Origin of the sequence: Paraburkholderia azotifigens, from assembly GCF_007995085.1 — a bacterium.
GTDB classification, from domain to species: domain Bacteria; phylum Pseudomonadota; class Gammaproteobacteria; order Burkholderiales; family Burkholderiaceae; genus Paraburkholderia; species Paraburkholderia azotifigens.
The window spans coordinates 1628433-1650719 of sequence record NZ_VOQS01000005.1; the positions used below are offsets into that span (position 1 = coordinate 1628433).

Annotated in this window: 21 protein-coding genes; 4 read left to right on the plus strand and 17 right to left on the minus strand. The window is 58.7% G+C overall.

Annotation, left to right across the window (positions count from 1 at the left end; all coding sequences use genetic code 11):
• Positions 1-5 precede the first annotated feature (5 nt).
• The 9 genes from FRZ40_RS39300 to FRZ40_RS39340 all read right to left on the minus strand — a co-directional run bounded on the left by FRZ40_RS39300 (position 6) and on the right by FRZ40_RS39340 (position 9974).
• Entirely contained in the window at positions 6-1028 is a 1023-nt protein-coding gene (locus FRZ40_RS39300; protein WP_147237886.1) for a proline racemase family protein, read from the minus strand.
• 65 nt (positions 1029-1093) lie between these two features.
• Complete coding sequence (locus FRZ40_RS39305; RefSeq protein ID WP_147237888.1) at positions 1094-2389, minus strand: NAD(P)/FAD-dependent oxidoreductase; 1296 nt, start codon at positions 2387-2389, stop codon at positions 1094-1096.
• Positions 2390-2435: 46 nt separating this feature from the next.
• The gene (locus tag FRZ40_RS39310; RefSeq protein WP_147237889.1) at positions 2436-3101 is read right to left on the minus strand and encodes an amino acid ABC transporter permease; all 666 of its coding nucleotides are present in this window, start codon (positions 3099-3101) and stop codon (positions 2436-2438) included.
• Between the two features lie 10 nt (positions 3102-3111).
• Positions 3112-3783, minus strand: coding sequence for an amino acid ABC transporter permease (locus FRZ40_RS39315; RefSeq protein WP_028367256.1), 672 nt, complete (start codon positions 3781-3783; stop codon positions 3112-3114).
• Positions 3784-3793: 10 nt separating this feature from the next.
• On the minus strand, positions 3794-4600 hold the full coding sequence (locus tag FRZ40_RS39320) for an amino acid ABC transporter ATP-binding protein (RefSeq protein ID WP_147237890.1): 807 nt from the start codon (positions 4598-4600) through the stop codon (positions 3794-3796).
• A 165-nt stretch (positions 4601-4765) separates the two neighbouring features.
• Entirely contained in the window at positions 4766-5599 is an 834-nt protein-coding gene (locus FRZ40_RS39325; RefSeq protein WP_147237891.1) for a substrate-binding periplasmic protein, read from the minus strand.
• 61 nt (positions 5600-5660) lie between these two features.
• Positions 5661-6131 carry a RidA family protein gene (locus FRZ40_RS39330; protein ID WP_028367259.1) on the minus strand — a complete coding sequence of 157 codons (471 nt, stop codon included), beginning with the start codon at positions 6129-6131 and terminating at the stop codon, positions 5661-5663.
• A 17-nt stretch (positions 6132-6148) separates the two neighbouring features.
• On the minus strand, positions 6149-7867 hold the full coding sequence (locus tag FRZ40_RS39335; RefSeq protein ID WP_147237892.1) for a hydantoinase B/oxoprolinase family protein: 1719 nt from the start codon (positions 7865-7867) through the stop codon (positions 6149-6151).
• Positions 7868-7892: 25 nt separating this feature from the next.
• Positions 7893-9974: a hydantoinase/oxoprolinase family protein gene (locus FRZ40_RS39340; RefSeq protein ID WP_147237893.1), complete on the minus strand. Its 2082-nt coding sequence runs from the start codon at positions 9972-9974 to the stop codon at positions 7893-7895.
• Between the two features lie 466 nt (positions 9975-10440).
• Here FRZ40_RS39340 and FRZ40_RS39345 point away from each other — a divergent pair, with 466 nt between their 5' ends.
• Together FRZ40_RS39345 and FRZ40_RS39350 are read left to right on the plus strand one after the other, a co-directional pair.
• Positions 10441-11226: an SDR family NAD(P)-dependent oxidoreductase gene (locus tag FRZ40_RS39345; RefSeq protein ID WP_028367262.1), complete on the plus strand. Its 786-nt coding sequence runs from the start codon at positions 10441-10443 to the stop codon at positions 11224-11226.
• A gap of 52 nt (positions 11227-11278) precedes the next feature.
• The gene (locus FRZ40_RS39350; protein ID WP_240057559.1) at positions 11279-11467 is read left to right on the plus strand and encodes a tautomerase family protein; all 189 of its coding nucleotides are present in this window, start codon (positions 11279-11281) and stop codon (positions 11465-11467) included.
• A gap of 101 nt (positions 11468-11568) precedes the next feature.
• Here the strand turns inward: FRZ40_RS39350 and FRZ40_RS39355 are convergent, their stop codons facing one another.
• Positions 11569-12312, minus strand: coding sequence for a GntR family transcriptional regulator (locus FRZ40_RS39355; RefSeq protein ID WP_028367264.1), 744 nt, complete (start codon positions 12310-12312; stop codon positions 11569-11571).
• A gap of 203 nt (positions 12313-12515) precedes the next feature.
• On the opposite strand from FRZ40_RS39355, the gene FRZ40_RS39360 reads away from it, so the two are divergent.
• The gene (locus FRZ40_RS39360; protein WP_147237895.1) at positions 12516-13268 is read left to right on the plus strand and encodes a GntR family transcriptional regulator; all 753 of its coding nucleotides are present in this window, start codon (positions 12516-12518) and stop codon (positions 13266-13268) included.
• A 98-nt stretch (positions 13269-13366) separates the two neighbouring features.
• Complete coding sequence (locus FRZ40_RS39365) at positions 13367-14524, plus strand: branched-chain amino acid ABC transporter substrate-binding protein (RefSeq protein ID WP_147237896.1); 1158 nt, start codon at positions 13367-13369, stop codon at positions 14522-14524.
• Positions 14525-14693: 169 nt separating this feature from the next.
• Here the strand turns inward: FRZ40_RS39365 and FRZ40_RS39370 are convergent, their stop codons facing one another.
• The 7 genes from FRZ40_RS39370 to FRZ40_RS39400 all read right to left on the minus strand — a co-directional run bounded on the left by FRZ40_RS39370 (position 14694) and on the right by FRZ40_RS39400 (position 22130).
• A complete protein-coding gene (locus FRZ40_RS39370; protein WP_147237897.1) occupies positions 14694-15917 on the minus strand; it encodes an MFS transporter in 1224 nt (407 codons plus the stop codon).
• 68 nt (positions 15918-15985) lie between these two features.
• On the minus strand, positions 15986-17191 hold the full coding sequence (gene acdA / locus FRZ40_RS39375) for a 3-sulfinopropanoyl-CoA desulfinase (protein WP_147237898.1): 1206 nt from the start codon (positions 17189-17191) through the stop codon (positions 15986-15988).
• An 8-nt stretch (positions 17192-17199) separates the two neighbouring features.
• Entirely contained in the window at positions 17200-18399 is a 1200-nt protein-coding gene (locus tag FRZ40_RS39380; RefSeq protein WP_147237899.1) for a CaiB/BaiF CoA transferase family protein, read from the minus strand.
• Between the two features lie 27 nt (positions 18400-18426).
• A complete protein-coding gene (locus FRZ40_RS39385; protein ID WP_147237900.1) occupies positions 18427-18768 on the minus strand; it encodes a carboxymuconolactone decarboxylase family protein in 342 nt (113 codons plus the stop codon).
• A 165-nt stretch (positions 18769-18933) separates the two neighbouring features.
• A complete protein-coding gene (locus FRZ40_RS39390) occupies positions 18934-20160 on the minus strand; it encodes a MalY/PatB family protein (protein ID WP_147238543.1) in 1227 nt (408 codons plus the stop codon).
• Positions 20161-20212: 52 nt separating this feature from the next.
• Positions 20213-21505, minus strand: coding sequence for an amino acid permease (locus FRZ40_RS39395; RefSeq protein ID WP_240057473.1), 1293 nt, complete (start codon positions 21503-21505; stop codon positions 20213-20215).
• Between the two features lie 151 nt (positions 21506-21656).
• Positions 21657-22130: a PaaI family thioesterase gene (locus tag FRZ40_RS39400; RefSeq protein WP_147237901.1), complete on the minus strand. Its 474-nt coding sequence runs from the start codon at positions 22128-22130 to the stop codon at positions 21657-21659.
• Positions 22131-22287 lie beyond the last annotated feature (157 nt).

Consider the following 22287-nt stretch of genomic DNA (forward strand, 5'->3'; position numbering starts at 1 on the left):
AACCATCAGAATCCTTCGCCCCATGTGTCGCTCAACATGAAACCCGCGCTTAGCGGATCATCGGGATCCACGCCGATCTGTTCGATGCCGTAAATCCACGCGCGCCCCTGAATACGCGGCAGGACGGCGGGCCGCCCGCCTACTTCGGTCCGGCCCAGCATTTCGACCTTGAACTCGCTTCCGATGGTCGATTTCGATTTCAGTTGCGAGCCGACGTCGACCTTGCCGCGAGCGGCCAGCGTCGCAAGGTTGGCAGAGCTTCCTGTTCCGCAGGGCGAACGGTCGATCCGTCCCGGGGGCAACGTCGTGCAGGTCTGATACTCGGTGTCCGACAGCCGGTTGCGGAACATGACATACGCAAGCTGGTTGATTTGCGGATACAAGGGATGCTGCAGCGTCACCTGCTCATTGATGACTGCGCGAAGTTTGACGCCGAGATCGGCGAGTCGACGCGCGTTCTGTGGCGCGATCGTGAGGCCGACCTGTTCGACATCGACGAGGGCATAGTAGACGCCGCCAAAGGCGACATCGACTGCGATAGTGCCGAATTCATCCGTCTCGATGGCCAGGTCGAGGTGTTCTACGAAGGCGGGAACCATGTCCAGCGAGACGCCCACGCATCGGCCGTCCTTGCACGTCGCACGCGCGGTCACAAGCCCCGCTGGGGTGTCCAGCACGACCGTCGTTTCCGGTTCCTGCATTTCCACCATGCCCAATTCGAGCAGTGCCGTCACGACGCAAATTGAATTGCTGCCCGACATCGGATGAGCCTTGTCCGACTGCAGAACGATGAAGCCGGCATGGGCTTCGGGGCGCGTCGGGGGCAACAGCAGATTGACCGACATCTGCAAACATCCACGCGGTTCGAACACGACGAGCCTTCGAATGCTGTCGTCGACCTCATTGATGTAATTCATCTTGTCCAGCATGGTCTTGCCGGGAATGTCGACTACACCTCCGGTGATGACCTTGCCGATTTCGCCTTCGCAGTGAACCCCAACCAGTTGCAGACTTTTCTTCCAACGCATGATTTATCTTCCCATTCCACTTGATAGCCTAACTGCCGGAATCCTTGCTGCGCCGCGTATGTTGCTCATCCAAACCGCCGGGCGCTGAAGGGGGTAAGGTCCTGCTTCGGCGTTCGCCCGGAAGCGAGATCGGCAATGAGCCGTCCGGTTGTCGCGCCCAGCGTCAGGCCCAATTGCCCGTGACCGAGCGCGAGCAGCACGTTCGGCAGACGTTTCGATCGGTCGATGATCGGTTTCGTGTCGGGCAGGAACGGCCGATAGCCCACACCGAACTCATGCTTCGCCGTGTTCAGTTCAGGCAGAACCTTCTTTGCCTTGGCTAATATGATTTCCGCGCGTCTGAAATTCGGCTTTGCATTGCGCCCTGCGAACTCGATTGTCCCGCCAATCTGAAGCCCGCGAAGCATGGGCGTGAAGCAGAAACCGCCGTCCGCGTAGATAACGGAGTGCTTGAACTTGACCTCCGGGTTCCGCACCAGAACCTGGTAGCCGGCGACGGCTTCGAGCGGAGCGTTCACAGCGAGCTGCGAGAAGAAGCGTCGGGAACCCGCGCCTGCCGCAAGGACGACGTGTGCCGCCGGCAGGCTTTCGCCGTTATCGAGCGTTACGCCCGTCGCTTGCCCCGCGTCTTCGTTGATACGCGCCGCGGCGCTTCGCACGCGACGACCACCGTTCGTCACAAAGTTCTCCGTCAACGCCTTCAAGAATGCTTCCGTGTCACTGACGAATCGCCATTGCGGAAGCAGAAAACCGTGTGAAAAGCGGCCCTTGAGCGCGGGTTCAAGATCGTCGATCTCCGCGCGTCCAATGATCTGTGTGTCGAAGCCCAACGACTTTCTCAGTTCGATGTGCGGGCGCTCGTGCTCGACGCCTGCCGCGCTGTCGAACACTTCGAGGATCGGGCGTTGGCCGATTAGCGTATCGTCGTCGATGGAATCGAGCAGGTTTGCGTAGTCCGCGAAGACGTCGCTCGTGAGCGAAGCCATGGCGGTCGCGATATCGACAATCTTCGACTGCCGCGCGCAGGACAGGAAACGCAGGAACCACGGCACGATTCCCGGCAACGCACTTGGCCGCAGCGCGAGCGGGCCTTCCTGATCCATTAGCCATCCCGGCACTTTGAGCAGAATGCCCGGCTTCGACAAGGGAATGATCTCGCCGACAGAAATCTGACCGCAACTCCATTTCGCGGTGCTGTCGCCAGGTGCCGCAGGATCGATGAGCGTCACCTTGAAACCACTTCGCTGAAGATACAGGGCACAGCAGGTTCCGACGATGCCGCCGCCGATGACCACCGCCTGCTGCGGCACCGCAGCGGCCGTTTGCGGAGTGAAATATTGCTCGCGAGGTACCGAATTCATTTTGGTTGTCGTCCGTGCTTCAGGTAGAACTGATGTTCGTATGGCATCAATACGCGAAACGCCGCAGGAATCGCGATTCCACGACCCCGACGAGCCGGGTCAAAGGAAAAGCGACGACGAAGTAGATGATTCCAACGGTAGTCAGAAATTCGAGCGGGCGAGCTGTCGCATTGGAAGCGCTTTGCCCAACGTACATCAGGTCCGCGACGCCCACCGACGAGATCAACGCGCTCTCCTTGAACAGACTGATGATGTTCGACAGAAGCGGGGGAATGGCACGCAACAATGCCTGCGGAAAGATCACATGCAGGATTTTCGTCTGAGGGGAGAGGCTCAACGCAATGCAGGCATCGTGCTGCTCGCCCGAGATCGACTTAAGCGCGCCGCGAAACGTCTCGCTGGTGATCGCAGTCATGTAGAGCGTCAGGGAGATGATGACCGAAAGATATGGCGGGATCGGCAGGCGAAACACCACGGGAAAGCAGAAAAAGATCCAGAAGAGCTGGATGAGAAGCGGCGTTCCGCGAAAAAGCTCCACATAAAGCCACGTTGGCGCCTTGACCCAGCGAGACGGTGACAGGCGAAGCAGGCTGAGAAAAAAGCCGAGCAAGCTTCCCAACACCGCACAACCACTGGTGAACGCGATCGTAAGGCCCAGGCCCTTCAACAGAACGAGCCAGTACGACGCCACAATGCCGAGATCCAGATTCATTTCAATCTCCTTAGCGCGTTACTGCGGCGTCCTGCCGGCGCTCGATAACATGGACAAGTCGCGATATCGGAAGCGATAGCGCGAAGTAAATCAGCGCGACAATCGAATAGGTTTCCAGCGGCCGATAGGCTTCGGTCGCGAGGCTTTTCGCGACATACATGAGGTCCGCCACTGCGACGATCGCAACCAGCGCGCTTTGCTGGAGCGTGCCGATGCCGTTAGTCATCAGTACCGGCAGCGCGCTGCGCAGTGCTTGAGGCAAGACGACATAGAAGGTTCGTTGCCACGGCTTTAGACCCAATGCGACACACGCATCGAGTTGCTCCTTCGGAACCGCCTGCACGCCTGCACGGTAGGCCTCTGCGTTGAAGGCCGTCAGATTCAACCCGAGCGCGAGCACGCCCATCGCGATGGGATCGATGAAGAAGTCGACCATCATCGGAATGCAATAGAAGAACCAGACGATCTGAAGCAGCGCCGGGGTGCAGCGGAAGAACTCGATGAAAAGCTGTGCCGGCCAGCGCACGAACTGCCAGCGGCTCATGACCACCAGGCAGAGAAAGAAACCCAGCACAAGCCCCATGACGTTGGCAGCCAGAGCCAGTTCTAACGTCACCTTCAGGCCCTGAAGAAGAGCGGCCGCGCTTCCCTGGAGAAAACTGAAATCGAATTGGTAGCCCATGTCCGCTCTCTCAATCCAGATGAAGGACTTTCTCGAGGAACTCGCGCGTACGCGCTTCCTTCGGGCATTTGAACATCTCGGCGGGTGCGCCCTCTTCCACCACCTTGCCGCTCGCGCAAAACACGACTCGCGTCGCGATGTCACGGGCGAAGTGCATGTCGTGGGTCACGATGATCATGGCCATCTTCTGCTCGGCCAGTTGCAGCATCACGTTCTGCACTTCGATCACCATCTCGGGGTCGAGTGCAGAGGTCACTTCATCGAAGAGCATCAGCTTGGGCTCGAGCATCAGCGCGCGCGCAATCGCGACGCGCTGCTTCTGACCGCCCGAAAGCTGGCTGGGATACGCGTGCAGCTTGCTTTCGAGACCGAGTCGCGCGAGGTACTTGCTCGCGCGCTCGGTCGCCTCGGCCTTGCCGAGACCGAGTGTCTTCACCGGCGCCAGGATCAGGTTGCCCAGCACGGAGAGGTGCGGAAAGAGCGTGTAGTGCTGGAACACCATGCCGATCTGCTTTTGCAGCTTCGAATCGATCCGTTTGCCGCCGACATCGGCACCACGAATGTAAGGCTTTCCCTGAAACGTGATCTCGCCGCCCTGGACACCCTCCAGGCCCATCATGACGCGAAGAAGAGAACTCTTTCCGCTGCCGCTGGGGCCAATCACGACCAGTCGGTCGTCGGCGCGCATGTTCAGGCTCATCCGATCCATGACGACCAGGTTTTCGCCATACGACTTGTACACGTTCTTCAACTGTACAAAATCGCCTGACACCGACGACAAAGACGCGATGGTCCGGGAATTGTTCGGGTTCGCCATCGGTTCTGCTTGTGTCTGAGATAACATGATGAGGACTTCCTCCTGCGAAGCGCAACGCGGGCGCTCGGGACTCCAATCAGATATACGAAAGTCCGACCGGCCACTTCCGTCGTCCGAATCCGATGACGGAACCGCGATGAACGCGGTTCCGTCTACTAGCACCGATCACCTGGTGGTGGATATCGTCTCTTTAACCGACGCATCGACCAGTTTGGTCACTGCACCGGATTGCTTCTGCTGCTCGATGAACTGATTGAGAACGGCGACGTCCGCGGGCGGCGTATCCTTGCGAATACCGAAGCAGATACCTTGCTGTGCCAGCAACGGATTCGGCTTGAAAGCGACAGCCCAGTCCGGGTGAGCACGCGTCAGCAGCAGGTTTGTCATGTTGTCATCCGCAAGCAAGTCCGCGCGTTTGGACATCAGAGCAAGGCGCGTTTCGTCGAAGCCCGGCAGACGCATGATCGTCGCCTGCTTCAGGACGGCGGAGATCGCTTTGTCCTGCGCCGTACCGGACATCACCGTGACCGTCGTGCCGGGCTTGTCGATGTCGGCAATCGAATTGATCGACTTCGGCAACTTCGGGTTGTTCTTGTTGTAGGCAAACGTCACGCTGTAGTCGACAACCGGCTCCGAGAAGGAGATGGCCTTTCTGCGCTCGGGCGTGTCATTCAGAGAGAGCGACATGTCCCACTTCTCGGACTGAAGTCCGGCAACGATATTGTCCCAGGTCGTGTCGACATACTCGACCTTCACCTTGAGTACCTTTTCGCCAAACTGGCGGCACAGATCTGGAAAGATGCCGCTGTATGTATCAGTCTTCGGGTCTTTCATCGTGTACGGCGGCGACGTGGCGACACCGCAGCGGAGAACGCCGGCCTTTTTCACGCTCTGCCAGCTACCAGCGTCCTGCGCGTATGCCGTCGAGCTCGTAGCAAGTGCGCCTACAGCAATCGCACAGACCAACGCGCGACCAAGAATCTGAGAAATCCGCAGCATTTTCAACCTCAGCAATTTAGGGGTTAAGTCAATACAGTGATCAGGTCCTGCTGGTTTTTGCCTACTTGAGTTCAAAAATTCCATCGAGCTCGACCGCCACGCCTCGCGGCAACGAAATACAACCGACTGCGGCTCGGGTATGCCTGCCTGCATCGCCCAGCACGGCGACCATGAGATCGGACGCGCCGTTGATGACCTTCGGATGGTCGGTAAAGTCTTCGGCTGCGTTGACGAAGCCGCCAAGCCGGACACAGCCCGCAACGCGACTGAAATCGCCTTCTACCGCGCGATCGACCTGCGCGAGCATGTTGACGGCGCAGAGTCGCGCGGCCGCCTGTCCCTCTTCGAGCGTGACGTTTCGGCCGAGCTTGCCGACGTATTGATCCACGCCGTCGAGCACCGGTACCTGGCCCGACACGTACAGGAGATTCCCCACCTTCTTGACCGGGAGAAAATTCGCTCCCGGCTTCGGCGCGGATTGAGGCAATTCGATGCCCAACTCAGCCAGGCGATCTTTCAGACTTTGATTCATCGGGTTCTCTCCTGATGTCACTTCGCGTTGCGTGCGGCGTCCGAACGCGCCCGGTCGATCCGGTCACCGTCGAACACCACCTTGTGGCGCTGCTCTGCGTATTCGCGCGAGATCTTGCCGTTCGCGAGGTCCGCTTCGATTTTGTCGAGGGTTCGTTTCATCGGATTGCCGTAACCACCGCCGCCGGCCTGCTCGTGGCGGATGATCGCGCCACGATGGAGCGTCCGCGTGAACTTGCTGGGAAGCGGGGACAATCCTTCTTCCGAACGAAGGTAGTTCGCGGAGCAGGCTCCGGAGCCGCCACCGAACAGGCCATAAGGTGCGTGGTTGGCGCGGTCCGACCGAATTTGCGCGACCACTTCGTCAGCTTCGATCCGATACTCGCGCACGAGTCCCAGGCCGCCGCGGTATTCGCCCGCGCCACCCGAATCGGCTGCGAAGCCGTACGCTTCCATCACGATCGGATAGCGCGCTTCGAGCGTCTCGATCGGCATGTTCGACATGTTCTGCGAAGGGTTCGTCACGCCTTCCACGCCGTCCTTGTTGAAGCGGCCGCCCCATGCACCGTTGATCATGTCGACCAGGATGAACGGCTCGCTCGCGCCCTTCGCATAGCCGCTCAGCGCGATGACCGTGTTGCCGCCCTCGCCCGCCGCCATGACCTTCTTCGGTGCGATCTGTGCAAGCGCGCCGAGCACACAGTCGACCACGCGATAACCCGTCAGTGCGCGCGCAGCCACCGGAGCCGGCATACGCGGATTGAGGATCGAACCTTCAGGCGCGGTGATCTCGATGCAGCGATAAACACCCGCGTTGTTGGGCACGTCGGCGTCCAGCGCGCAGCGGACGCTGAGGTACGTCGCCGACTTGACGAACGAGAGCGTCGAATTGATCGCGCCGCGCACTTGCGGCGACGAACCCGCGAAATCGACGCTGACCTTCGATCCCGCCACCGTGATCGCGCACTTGATGGGAATCGCGTCCTCGGTGAAGCCGTCGTTGTCGATGTAGTCCGTGAAGTGATAGACGCCGTCTGGCCATGCCTCGATCGCCTGACGCGTGAGTCTTTCACCGTAATCGAGCAGCTCGTCGAAGTAGCCTTGCAAATTCTCCTCACCGTAACGGTCGATCATGCGCAGCAACTCACGTTCGCCGATGTTGCACGTAGCAAGCTGCGCATCGAGATCGCCCAGCACGAGATCCGGAAGCCGCACGTTCTTCTTGATGATGTTGATGAGCGTCTCGTTCGGTTCGCCGCGCTGATAGAGCCTGGTCGGCGGAATGCGAAGGCCTTCCTGGAAGATTTCGGTCGAATCGGCCGCGTTGGAGCCCGGCACGCGCCCACCGACATCGCAATGGTGCGCGATGACGACCGAGAAGCCCTGCAGCCGCTTTTCATGAAAGATCGGCTTGAACATGAAGATATCTGGCAGGTGCATGCCGCCTTCATACGGATCATTCAGGATGATGACGTCACCGGGTTCGACCGTGGCGGCGTACCTGTCGATGATGATGTCCACTGCATCGGGCACCGCGCCCAGATGCAATGCCACCGTTTTTGCCTGCGCAAGAATGCGGCCTTTCGCGTCGCACATCGTGACCGAATAGTCGAGCACGTCGCGAATGATCGGCGAACGGGCGGTGCGCATCACGGCGAAGGCCATGTCGTCGACGATGGTGTCGAGCGCGTTCTTGACTACCGCAAAAGTGATTGGGTCAACGTTACGTTGGGTCATGAATACTCCAATGAATCCTGTGAAATCAGTCGAGCGAGGCAATCACGCTGCCTACCTTGTCGGTGCTCACGCGCCAGCCCGGCGGGATCACAATCGTGGTGTCGGAGCTTTCGAGAATCACAGGCCCCGTGAGCGGTTTATCCAGTTTCGAGCGCGGCACGATGGGCGTATCGACCCAGCCCGTCTTGCGATCGAAATAGACCCGACGCGTGCTCTTCTCCTCGTTGCTCCCCGCCGATTTCGCACTGCGGATGTCATTGAAGTCGAGCGTGCTCGTCGCAATCCCGCGTGCAAGCAGACGGACGTTGGCACATTCGATCGCATCGTTGGATGCATAGCCGTAGATCGCGGCGTAGGCATCGCGGAAACCCTTGCGCAACACGTCGCGTGAGCCTTCGTTGAGTTCGCCGGGAATGCGGACGGGAATCTCGTAGTCCTGGCCTTTGAAGCGCATGTCGAGATCGAAGACGTATTCGATGCGGTCCGCCGAGTAACCTTCGTCCGCCAGCGCGCGGTGCGCGTCTTCGCGCATTTCGCCGACTACGTCTGCGAGGGCGTCGATATTGAGCGCATCGAGCAGACTAAGCGACGGACGCACGAAATAGCGCTCGACCGCACCAGCCAGCATTCCCATTGCAGTGAATACGCCCGGCGCCGCGGGGAACACGACCCGCTTCATATCGAGCGCACGCGCCAGGTCGCATGCGTGCACGGGACCGGAGCCACCGAACGCGACGAGGGTGAAATCGCGCGGATCGACGCCGCGCTCCACGGTCACTGCCTTGATGGTCCGCGCCATGTTGACGTTCACGACTTCACGGATGCCGACCGCGGTCTCTTCTATGCCGATGCCTAACGGCTTCGCGAGCAGCGTGTCAACCGCATCGCGTGCGGCCTGGATGTTCAGTTCCATCGTGCCGCCCGCAAGCTTCTGCGGCAGGAAGCCGAGAATGGCGTTCGCGTCGGTGACGGTTGGCTTTTCGCCGCCGATGCCGTAGCACACCGGTCCGGGATACGCACCCGCCGACACGGGACCAACGTTGAGCAGGCCACCCGCATCGGTCCATGCAATCGAGCCCGCGCCGCTACCCACTTCGGCGACGTCGATGGTCGGCACGCGCATCATGTAGCCGCCCGCCTTGATGAAGCGGCTCGGCGTCGAGATGCCGGCGCGAAATTCGTATTCGTTGGTGCGCGCGAGTTGCCCTTCGTGGATCAGGGACGCGGATGCCGTCGTGCCGCCCATGTCGAAGACCACGAGTTCTTTCTCTTCGATCGCGTCGCCGAGCCGCCCTGCCCCGACCACGCCTGCCGAACGGCCCGACGAGATGAAGAACACCGGCGTGTCCTGAGCGATACGCGCGCTGGACAAACCGCCATTGGAATTGCTCACCAGCAGCGGCGCGTTCACGCCGATCCGCTTGAGTCCCGACTCGAGACGTTGCAGATAGGTCCGCAACGCCGGCAGCACATATGCATTCACGACGGTCGTCGACGTGCGCTCATACTCGCGCAGCTCGGGCAGCACCGAAATCGACGCCGTCACGCTGATGTTGGGAAACGCCTGCTGGAAGGCTTCCAGCGCGGCCTTTTCATTTGCGCCGTTCTTGTATGAATTGATGAAGCAGATCGCGACGGACTCGATGCCTTCGCTCTGGAAGAACTTGCCTGCCTCGATCACCTGATCGACCGGTGTCGGGCGAAGCACGTCACCGGACGCAAGCACGCGCTCGTCGATTTCCAGACGATAGCGGCGCTCGACGAGCGGCACCGGCTTATCCCATGAAAGATCGAACATGGTCGGGGTGCGCACACGGCCGATCTCGAGCACGTCGCGAAAGCCTCTGGTCGTGATCAGGCCGCATTTCGCGCCGACCTTCTGCAGCATCGTGTTCGAACCAACCGTCGTGCCATGCAGCACCTCGGTGACATCGGACGTCTGCATGCCCGCCTGGTCGAGGATGCGCTGCACGCCCGTCAGCACCGCCTCTTCGGGCGCCGCAGGCGTCGAAGAGACTTTCGTGAAAGTCACATATCCCTTGTCGTCGAGCAACACAAGGTCCGTGAAAGTGCCGCCGATGTCGACCCCAATTCTCGCGCTTGCCATATCGATTCCCGATCGTTCTCGAGCCGTCTGAGGCCGTCAGACCTCGATGCTGGCTCGGGTTCCAAGTTGAAGGTGCATGCCGCTAACCGTCTGCTCATTTCCTGAAACAGCGGTACTTCGGCTCACATGGCATTGATGATTGGCGACAATTATGCGATGCGGTTGTCGACATAACCTCCACAACTGCTTAGTCGCAACTATTCATCTCGTCCATGGATCGCATTGTCGATCAAAAGACGACAATGTCAACACAAAAAAAATATCCAGGGGCCGCTCCGCGCACCGGAACGCCCGTTGCATAAGGATTTAAGCCTCACGTAGGGGTATACATTGATCTGCTCTAGTCCGCTTGATTTCTTGACATAGAATCGTGCGAGTGTGACGATTGTCGGCATTAGATCGACTTAAAACCGGTCGATCAAAAAGAGCAATCGCAACGAGTGTGGGCAAACATTGGGAGAAGGGAATGTCTGACAATCAGGAATCGGTGGTCGTAACGGGCGGCGCTAGCGGCATCGGCGAAGCCTGCGCGCGTCGCTTCGCTCGCGCCGGGTATCGTGTGATTCTCGCGGACGTGAATGCCGCCGGCGGGGAGCGTGTCGCTGAGGAACTGCGAGCCGAAAAGCTGAACGCCCATTTTCACCAGGTCGATCTGGCGAGCGAGGACTCTGTCGCCGCATTCGCATTGGCGGTGATTGCCGAATACGGTGCACCCCATGCGCTCGTCAATGCAGGGGGTATCCTGCAAAACGCCGTGCGCGTGCTGGATATGGAACTCGCGGAATTCGACCGCCTGTTCCAGATCAATGTGCGTGGGACTTTGATCGCATCGCGGGCATTCGGCGCTTCCATGTGCGAAGCAGGCCGCGGATCGATCATCAACCTATGTTCGATGACGACGTTCCGCTCCTCCGCACAGGTCGCCTATTCCGTCGGCAAATCGGGGCTCAAAGCGCTGACGGAGACCATGGCCGCCGAATGGGGTTCGCGCGGCGTTCGCGTGAACGCGGTCGCGCCGGGCTACACGCTGACGCAGGCAATGCAGGCGCGCATCGACAGTGGGCAACGCGACCCGAATGCTGTGATCGAACGTTCGGCGTTGCGCCGGTTCGTCAAACCCTCCGAAGTCGCCGACGCGGTCCACTTCCTTTGTTCGGACCAGGCTGCCGCGATTACCGGGGTCACGCTACCCATCGATTGCGGTTGGCTCGTTTCAACGGCCTATCTGGCATTCGCATCGCAACCTGAGTAACGACCCACCATCATCCGCCGAAGGAACTGCAATGCCTATCATCCACGTAGAAATGCTCGCAGGCAGGACACAGGAGCAAAAATCCGAACTCGCCGAGGTGCTCGCGCGTGAGACCGCCCGCATCGCTCGATGCGCACTCGACGATGTGCAGATCGTATTCGACGAAAGGGCGCACGCAAGTTGGGCGATCGGAGGCCGGCTGGTCTCCGATCATGCGATCGCTCACACGGAAAAAAGCTGACGATATCGGAGCAGGAAAGCCGCCGTGAAGTCTTGCCTTCACGGTCGGCTGGGGTTTGTGGTGAAACCGGACTGAAGCAATCGCGCGAAGCGCGCTGTACTTCATGCGGATTTGCTGTTCGGATAATTGACGGGCATCTGTGCCGTCAGGTTTCTATCGAGGAATTGCATGAAGCGGCCCTTAAACTGAACCGCATGCTGATGTGCAGTGGCCTCGGCCCAGTCGGCATCACCTGCTTCGATCGCGGCCACCATTTCCGTATGGTCGCTCGCCATTTGCTCGGAGCTCATGTTCGCGAGGGTTTGAAACTGGAAGTGAAGGTTGAGCATACGTCGCCCCTCTTCCAGTAACCGGCGATAGATATCCGCGAAATACACGTTCTTTCCAGCCCTGGCCACGGCCATGTGGAACTCGTAGTTCTTCTCGATCATCTCCAGGCTGTTGTGCTTTTTAATGCTGGCCGCCGCCGCTTTCTCGTAAGTCTTTGCCGCCAAACGGATGATCTGGATATCTTCATCGGTTCGGTGCAGTGCGGCGAGCCTGGTTGTCACGCGCTGCAGCAAATCCAGTGCATCCAGAAACTCCGGCACACGTCCAAAGTCCATGGGCGCAACGATATTACCCCGGTTCGGGAGGATGTTTACGAGGCCTTCCGCTGACAAGCGGACTAGCGCCTCACGCACGGGCGACCTCGATACACCGAAGCGTTCCGCAACGCCCAGTTCGTCGAGATGTGTTCCCGGCGCAAGCTTCATCGTGAGGATTTCGTTGCGTAAGGCGACATAAACCCGTGCCGTGCCCGTTTCCTTGGCGCCCTGAATGTCCGCTACCGTCTCTTTTGCCATTTTCCTGTCCACCATGCCTGTCGTAGAGCCAAAAATTGTTCGACTCTGTGTCGACGTAATGCCGACAATTGTACTCTTCTTTCCTGGCGCGTCCAGTGAACTACGATCGGTTCTGAAATGCGGGATTGATCATTGGAGATTGTCTACAATGATCAATCCGGTCCAGCTGAAGTGGCGCAGCTATCCAGGTGAGAGGAATTCAAATGTCTTCTGTTTTGAAAGTACCCAGGATCGTCAAGCAGTCGATGGGATCGCAAGCTGTCGAGATCCTTCGCGAATCGATCATCCGCGGGGATTTACCCGCCGGTGCACGAATCACGGAAATTCAGCTCGCGGAGCAGATGGATCTTTCGCGAGCGACTGTCAGAGCCGCGCTGCATCACCTGGCCAGGGAAGGGCTCACGACACTCGTTCCGTACACGGGTTGGACGGTCATCACCTTGAACCCGAAGGACGTCTGGGAGCTTTACACGCTGAGGTCCAGCCTGGAGCGTCTTGCCGCCCAGCTGGTCGCTGCCACGCTGAACGCAGCGAAGCGGAACGCGATTCGCAGCCGCTTTGCTGCCCTCGAACGTGCTTGCGCCTCCTCGAACGGACACGCTATTGCAGAAGCAGATTTTGCGTTCCACAAGGCCATGATCGATCTCGCCGATCATGGACGACTAAAAAGCCAATATGAAATCATCGAGCGTCAGGTTCGCATCTATATCCGCTCGAGCGATTCCCTTGTCGAGAGCGGCGACGCCATCGTCGAACAGCATCGCCCGATCATCGAAGCGATTCTGGCGGCGAATGTCGAGGAAGCAGGCAGACTCGCCGAAGCGCACAACATGACCGAGGGGAAGAAACTGACTGCTCATCTGACGACTTGCGACTCGCCGGAGATTGGACTCAAGCCATTGGTTCCTGCCGGACGCCTTAAGAACCTTAAAGTACGTCGGAGCAAGACAGATTGACCGAAGCCCAATGAACCGGCGGTTTATGCTTGTTAGCCGGCCGCCCGCGCTAATGTCGCATATGCCTCCTTGCAAAGAAACTTGCTTGCGGAGCACTCATGTCTCTTCGACAGGTTATTCTCGCCCTCATCCTGCTTTTTTCTTTAGGCGCCAGCGCACAGGAAACTGGAAAGCGGGAAGATGTAAAGGTGGTCAAGATAGGGATCGCCGCGCCGCTGACCGGCTTTTCGGCATCGAATGGAAAGGATGTCGAGAATGCCGCTCGTCTCGCGTTCGAGGAAGCCAACTCGCAGAGTCTCAAAATCGGTGGAAAGAAAGTCGAATTTCAGATCGACGCGCAGGACGATGCCGCTGATCCCAAAACCGCTGTGCTCGTCGCACAGCGCTTTGTCGACGAAGGTGTGAGCGGGGTCATTGGTCACTACAATTCTGGATGTTCTGTCGCGGCATCCGCAGTGTACCGGCGGGCCGGAATTCCGCAGATTTCGCCGACGTCGAGTTCACCTTCGTACACCGCGCAAGGCTTCGAAACCACCTTTCGGACAATCAGCAACGACGATCAGATGGCATTGCTCGCGGCAACCTACTCGGTTGAGCGGTTGGGAGCGAAGCATATCGCGGTTATTGACGATAGCACCGACTACGGCACAAACCTGGTAACGGAATACGTGAAGGCGATTCAGAAGCGTGGCGCTCAACTCGTCTCGTGGCAGTACACCACAGCAAACGCCATCGACTTCCGAGCCCTGCTCACAACGATCAAGGGCTTGAACCCCGACCTGATCTTCTATGTCGGTCAGGACATACAAGCCGCCGGTCTGGCGAAACAGATTCGTCAGCTCGGTATCAGGGCCCGCTTCATGGGAGAAGGTGGATTCACGAATGACCATTTTCTTCAGCTTGCCGGCCCGGGCGCGAAAGGAATGCTCAGCTGGGAATACGGACTTCCGCGCGACCGAATGCCTCGAGCGGCCGAACTCGACGCCAAACTGAAGTCCCGGTTCGGCGTTGGGATCGTGCAGTTCGCTCCGCTCGCCTACGACGCTGCATGGGCAATGATCTATGCGATGAAATCGGCCGATTCGACCGACCCGCAACAATACATCAAGGCCCTGCGAACGAATTACTTTGATGGAATCACTGGCACGATTGCATTCACTCACACTGGCGATCTGAGGAACGCCTCGGCAACGCTTTACGAAGAACAAAACGGGAAATGGGTCGTCCTGGCGGTCGAGAAAACCTCGGCAAGGTGATCTGCCGTGCGGTCGCAGACTGCAGGCTCATGATCGGGCCGAATTTCTCTCCAACCAACGTAGTGCTGGTCAGATGGAGCGCGTGAGCCCTCCATCGACCTGGATGATGTCGCGTAATGCACGCTGCGCCGTCCGACGGCAGACGTCCTCAGGTTTTCTCAATGCGCGGTCATTGAGCGATGACAGACTTCGATCGTCGAGCGCGGGCATCGATCGGCTGGCTGACTTTGCGCAACGCCAAGGCGGCGAGAGATGCAACGAGCCCCCCTGCAGCGAGCGGCATATATGCCCATCCCCACTGATGAGTCCAATCAAGCGTTGCTCCGAATGCCATGGGCGCAAGCGCGCCAGCGCCGAAGCCGAGGATCGACCGCACCCCCATCACGCGCCCCAGACAGGCTGCAGGCACCTCGTCCGTCATTGCAGCCGACAGGACTCCAGAATCAGCAAGAATAAAGAAGCTACCAACGGCGGCCAGGGCAATCACCCAGCCGGCTCCCCATTGCTCCGACCAACCCATGAGCACGGAGCAGATGGCGCCGGCTGCTCCAACGCAAATTAACACGCGCGAACGTCCCCACCGATCGGAGAGCGCTCCGACGAGTCCAGACGCTACCATGCCCGACAGGTGTACCGTCCCTCCGACGATCACGCTCATGGTCATTGCGCCAAAACCGCATGGCTGAAGTGCGGTCGCCAATAAGGTTGGCGTCCAGGCCCAGCTGCCGAGTAGCTCCCAGCAATGAGCCACATAGCCGACAAGAAGACATAGAGACGTGGGACCAAAAACGCTCCTCCACCGCATCGGTGCGGCAGACGCCGCCGTCTCACGCACGTGTCGTCGATTCTCAACGCCATCGAGACTGAACTGGCCGAACATCGCACCGACCGAAGCGCCCGCCGCGCAAACGACAAATCCCGCCGCTGGACCGTAAGACTTCGCAACCCACATGGAGAGCGACACGGAAAGCAGATAGCCTAAAGATCCTGCAGCCAGGATCTGTCCCATCGCGCGGCCCCGTGCACTTGGGGCGCTTAGATCTGCAACCAGCAGTAGCGCCGGGCTATAGGCACCTCCCTGCGTCAGCCCCACAAACACGATCAGGATCAGCGCGCTGTGTGGCGATCTGGCAAAAATCGCGAACACTACCAGTGCACACGCACCCGCCCACGTGCAAACCAGATACATGCGCTTGGCCCCGAGGCTATCGGACAACCAGGAGGTGATCAGGAGCGCAAGAGCGTTGGAGAGATTAAAAGCGGTCTGGATAGCACCAGCCGTGGTTGCATCCATGTGCCACACGGATCGAAGGACGGGCAATGCGCCTACGAATGCCATCGTGCCCATGCATGTACCAGCACGACCGATGCACAAAAGGAATTGACGATTCATCTCGACTCGCCGGGGGCGAGCCCCCGGGCGTACAAAAACTATGCGGTAGCCGCGAAATCAGTATTGCCTTACGTGGGCTTGTACTCTGCCGCGCGCAGGTAGCCTTCGCGTGTCTGTGGCAGCTTCATTCCGAGCAGTTTCGAAGCGACCTGTGTGCGCAGAATCTGCGCTGTGCCACCCGCGATGGTAAACATGCGGGCATCACGAACATGCCGCTCCATCGGATTGTGTCGACCGTAGCCGGACGATCCGTAGAACTGCAACGCGTCGTTAGTCACCTTGTTGGCCGTTTCCGCCGCAAAGATCTTCGCCCGCGCGGCCTTGTCGATGTCCGGAAAGTCCGTGCCACTGGCAGCAGCGGAACGCAGGAGCAAACGAGCAGCCTCCAGTTGGGTCGACATGTCGGCCAACATCCACTGGAGTCCCTGAAATTCCGCAATAGGCCGGCCAAACTGATGCCGGGACTTGAGGTACGCCATGCCTTCTTCGAAGGCGCCTTGCGCGATGCCCAGGGCGACCGTGCCCGCACCGACGCGTTGCGCGTTGTAGGCCGTCATTAGCGAGGCAAAACCGCGTCTCAGGCCGCCCGGTGGAATTACCAGCATCGACTTGTGAATCTTCAGGTCATGGAACTCAAGGTGGGTCTCCGGGATACCGCGCACCCCCATTGCGTATAGCCTCCGGCCCACCACGAGCTCTGCAGGCGCATTGTCATCGCGCACGCAGATGAATGCGCCGATACCTTGCTCCACACCATTGTCAAACACCCGGGCGAATATCAGGTGCAACTTCGAAACACCCCCACCGGTGATCCAGTATTTTTCTCCATTGAGGATGTAGTGATCTCCCTTCCTCTCAGCTCGCGTGGTCATTTCGCTGGCAGCACTTCCGGCATCCGGCTCCGAGATACAGATTGCCGGCTTGTCTCCCGCCAGAACGAGATCCGCTGCCACTCTCAGTTGTTCCTCGGTTCCGTACCTGGCAATCGCACCAATGGCGCCCATGTTCGCCTCTACCGTGATCCGGCCTATCGTGGCACACGCCCTGGCCATCTCTTCAATGACGATCACGGTATCCAGGTACGAGAGACCACGTCCGCCGAGGCTCTTTGGCAAGGTCATACCCATGAAACCAGCGTCGCGCAGCACGGCAACGTTGCTCCACGGATACTGTTCAGTGAGGTCTGTGTCGGCAGCGGTGGGAGCGAATACAGATTGCGCGAGCTCCCTGGCTTGCGCCTGCAGAATCAGTTGATCGGGTGTCAGATCGTACATGACGTCTCCTATAGCGTTTTGGTGTTTCCAAGCCAGTCCATCAGTACCTCGGCAGCATGTTCATTGAGGCGTGGAGGCGCTCGCCTGTAACTTGGTGGCGTGGCGGACATCTTCAGCGGATTTGCCAGAAGACTAATTTCTCCGCCTGCGGCCCACTCGCACGGCATGCGCAATTCGGCGCCACGGGCCTTGACGTGCGGGTCGGAAAACACGTCCCCCAGATTGTTCACGGGCCCGCATGGAATTCCGGCCACCTCGAGGTCACGTAGCCATACCGCGCGAGACCGCGTTATGAGCACGTTACCGATGAGTTCGCAAAGCGCCACTCGATGACGGATTCGCATCGGGTTGGTCGCGTAACGCTCGTCGGACGCAACTTCATCTAAGCCCGCCACCTCACAGAACCGGCGGAATTGGGCGTCGTTGCCAACGGCCAGGATCATCGGCGCATCAGCCGTGGAGAACACCTGGTATGGAACGATGTTCGGGTGCCCGTTTCCCAGGCGCGTCGGCAACTTCCCGTCGGCCAGATAGTTCGTGCCGGCGTTGACGAGCCAGGCTATCTGCGTATCGAGGAGGGAAATGTCGATGTGCTGCCCTTCTCCCGTTCGCTGACGATGCTGCAGAGCCGCCAGAATTCCGACAGCCGCATACATGCCTGTCATGACATCAGCGATGCCCACCCCCACCTTCATCGGCTCACCGTCCGGCACGCCGATCAGGCTCATGATGCCGCCCATGCCCTGAATCAGGAAGTCGTAGCCGGGTCGGCTGGCATAGGGCCCCGTCTGTCCGAACCCTGTAACCGAGCAATAGATGAGACGCGGATAGCGGCCCTTGATTTGCTCGTATGCCAGACCGTACCGGTCGAGGCCGCCGACTTTGTAGTTCTCCACCAGGACGTCCGCCTGCGCGATGAGCTGATGTACCAGTTCCCGGCCAGCGTCAGAGGCGATGTCGATGGCAATCGACCGCTTGTTGCGATTCGCAGAGAGGTAGTAAGCGCTCTCATCGGTTTCCTCGCCCGACGTCCCGCGTACATACGGCGGTCCCCATTTGCGCGTGTCGTCCCCTTCGTCAGGTTTTTCCACCTTGACGACATCTGCGCCAAGATCGCCAAGCAGCTGGGCCGCAGTCGGCCCGGCCAGAATGCGGGAAAGATCGAGGACCTTGATGCCGGACAGTGCCAGCGTCTGGTCAGAATTCATGCGATATCACCGTCGGAATGTTCCACATCAGCTGCCAAACTGATCAAATGCTTCCAGCGCCCGTGCTGAATAGACAAAGGCCGCCCCGGCATTGAGTGCAATCGCGGTTCCGAGTGCCTCTGCAACTTCCTGTTTGGTTGCCCCTGCTTTCTGGGCTGCAGCGGCATGGGAAGCGAGGCATCCTTCACATCGCGTAGTCACGGCCACTGCTAACGCGATCAGTTCGCGAGTCTTGAGATCAAGTGCCTTTCCTTCATTCAGCGACTCGTTCAAACCAAAGAACGCTTTGACGACTGGCGCGTTTGCCTTGGAGAGATTTACCCCGGCAGCGCGTTGGTTCGAGAGAAGTTCAGCCCAATCGTTAATCATTTTCTGCTCCTTTAGATACCACGTTTAGATAAATTCACGAAAAAGGACACTTGAGGCCCCAAGAGAAACACGACTAAAAAAACATCTTGCAAGAGTTCGATCCCCATCGAAGCGGGCACAACGCCCCCGTGCAAAAGCGCACCCGGTAGCGTGTGACAACGGTGCTCAGTGCTGTGCGAGCGCCTTCGAGATCCGCTCGATCGCCAGGTCCACCGTCTGGCGTGAGCACCCGAGATTGGCACGCATAAAACCGTGCCCTTCGCCCCCGAACTTGGTCCCCTTGTCCAGCCACACACGCGCATTGACGAGCAGGAACTCGTCGAGCGCATCAGGTGTCATGCCCAGCCCTCGGCAGTCGATCCAGGCCAGATAGAGCGAATCCATGTCAATCGCCTTCAGGCCCGCGTCCAACGCGTTGATGCGCTCCGCAAAGTGGCGCTGGTTCCGCGCGACGTAAGCCACCAGTTCGTCCACCCAGTCGTCTCCGTTCGTGAACGCTGCTTCCGTGGCGACCATGCCGAGCAGATTGATGCGGGCGTTGTGATTTCTCTCGATGGTCCGCATGATTTCGTCGCGCTTGACCTTATCGGCGATGAACATATTGCCGCACTGCAAGCCTGCGAGATTGAACGTCTTGCTTGCAGACGTACACGTGATGCTGTTGTGCGCAAACCGGCGATCCAGCGAAGCAAACGGCGTGTGCTTTCTCCCGTGCGCCAGCACGAAGTCGCAGTGAATTTCGTCGGCTACCACCAGAACCCCGTGTTTCAGGCAAATCTCACCCATGGTCCATAGCTCCTCTTCGGTCCACACGTTGCCCGTCGGATTGTGCGGATTGGAGAGGACAAAGATCCTGGTGTTGTCGCGAATCGCGTCTTCGAACACCTGTGCGTCGAAGCGGTAACGCTCACCGTCGAAGCGCAGGGGCGCCGTGGTCGGGTGCCGGCCATTGACCATCACGTCATGGTGAAAGTGCATATAGACCGGCGGCTGGATGAGCACCGAGTCGCCTGGCTGTGAAAACGCCTGCACAATGGTCTTGAGCGCGACAATCACGCTAGCTATCGGCACCACCCATCCTGGGGGCACATCCCAGCCAAAGCGCCGCTGCTGCCATCCGGTCACAGCATCCAGATAACCCTTCGTGGGACCCGCTGCGTAACCATAGACACCATGTGCGACGGCGTCGTGCAGTGCATCGATCACGGCGGGCGGAGACCGGAAATCCATGTCCGCCACCCACATGGGCAAGGGCCTGGCCTGCGCGTTGACTGCCGTCGTGGCGTCCGCCAGCCCCCTCCATTTCAGGGAATTGCTGCAAGTGCGGTCGACGACGGTGTCGAAGTCAAACCGCGTCCTGCTGGCCAGCAACACATCTTCATCTTGCGTCATTGCGTTCAACCCTTTTCCAGTCTTCCATTGCGCAAACAGCGCCAAACTAATATCAGTAGCCCATGGCCTTGAGTATTGGCGAGAGGCACAGAATGACGCCGAACCCGAGCACACACCACACGCGCGGAGAGCGGTATTTCCTGAGTGCCGGCACCTTGTAGACAAGTACACACGGAATGACGAATGACGCGATACCGTAGATGGGCGCTGCAAGCTGCTGCAGCAACAGGATGGAAAACCGCGTCTGCACCCACGACCACAAACCAAGCACGATGAATACGCAGATTCCAATGGATACCAGACGCGCATTGACGCGTTCGCGCGGAATGAAGCGGGTAAGGACGTTCATCACCACGCCCTTGATCGACTCCTCCAGTCCCAGGTAGATACCGAGGAACGCCGTAACGATGGCGAACAGATTGAGGGCAGTCGCCATATACAGCACGCCGTTTCCTGGGATGACACTCCCAGCCAGCGCCAGGGCCGAGATGTTCTGCGCCTTAGCCGACAGAGCCTGCTCATGCGAAAGCACAAAGGCAAACGAGGTAGCGAAGAACAGGATCGCGACTACAAGAATGGCGTACGCGATGCGATTGGCACGAAAAGCGCGGTATGTGGCCTTGCGCGGGTCCTTCTCCACCTTGCGAAACGCAATGTTCATCGGGCTTAGGACCTGGACAAACATGATGGAAAACAATGTAAATGGGGCGGTCAAAACGACATCGATTACGAAATGCTTGAGCTCTGGCAGCGCAGGCAGATTCATGCCGATATTCCATCGGGGAATCATCGCGACACCAAGAAGGACTACTACACCGAGCTTGAAAAGCACCAGCGGACTGGATACTTTGAAAATCAGCTTTTCACCCTGCGCAGCGACTAGTACCAGCAGACACAGTAGGGCAAACGAGAAGAGCGGGCTGTCGGAGAGTAGTCCTTTTGTCACGCCAAAGTTCTGCAGATACTTGGCCGTGTCAAAAGTCACTGCCAGCGAATAGGTCAGCATCCCCTTGACCAGCATGAAGAAGTACACCACAGCGAGGAAGACGCCCCAATTCTTGCCGAGATACTGCGTAATGATTCCGGCATAGTTCTCACATTCGGAACTCTCGGAGAGCGTCTGCAAGTACAGTTTTTGCATCATGTACATCGCTGGATATGCGAGCAGGACTGATGCAGCAAACACCCACACGCCTGTGATGCCGACTTGCACCGGCAGGAACACGATGCCGGAACCAATCGCCATGCCAATGCACAGGACGACCCATCCCATGTCATATCTGGTGAACGGCACCCTGCCAATAGATGATTCAGATGAAATTGCCAACTCGGTGAAAGTGTTCAAGCTTGTCTCCTTGTATGTGAACACCGTGGCGCGCGAACGCGACAAGGCATTGATACGTTTTATTGTTCTTGTTATCGCGGGTCTTGGCGCCTCAACTGCTGTGGTAGCGCACGCAGACCCTGTTCAGTGAGAACAGGATGGTGAATCCCGCTCAACGCCGCGCGTGGTCCTGCAGTCGAATTGCCAGCATGTCGCCAACAGCACAGGTCACGTCGCCTGCACTCAGAATGAGATCTATCCAGGCCTTCCTCCCCTCCAGTGAACGAAGGCGACCCTTGATCACCAGTTCAATCCCGAATGGAGTGGGTTGCCTGAAATCGACCTTCAGAGACGCCGTCACAAAACGAATTGGCTGCGGAGTGTCGTCCACGTGCCGCCCTTCCTTCTGACAGGAGAACGCAGCTGCAGATGCCGCGCCATGGCAATCGAGAAGCGAGGCAATCATCCCGCCATACACATGATCCGGAACACCGCCGCTGTACCGAATATCCGGTGTAAACCTGGCGACTGTTTCGTCCCCGAAGAGATAGCTCTTAAGGTGATGGCCGTGCGGATTGCCCGTGCCACAGCCGTAGCAGTGTGCAAACTCCGGGGGATAGGAATCCTGTATTGCGCGTGTAGACATCTGTTTGCCTTCATGTCGGGAATGAGATGCCTGCCGCCGCCAAGGAACTGCCAGGCTGACGCCAGTCCGCACTGCTTCATCACATGATCGAATCGTACGTTTCATGTTATTCATGAACAATTGAAATCACGTTCAACTACGTTAGTGACTCGCTCCA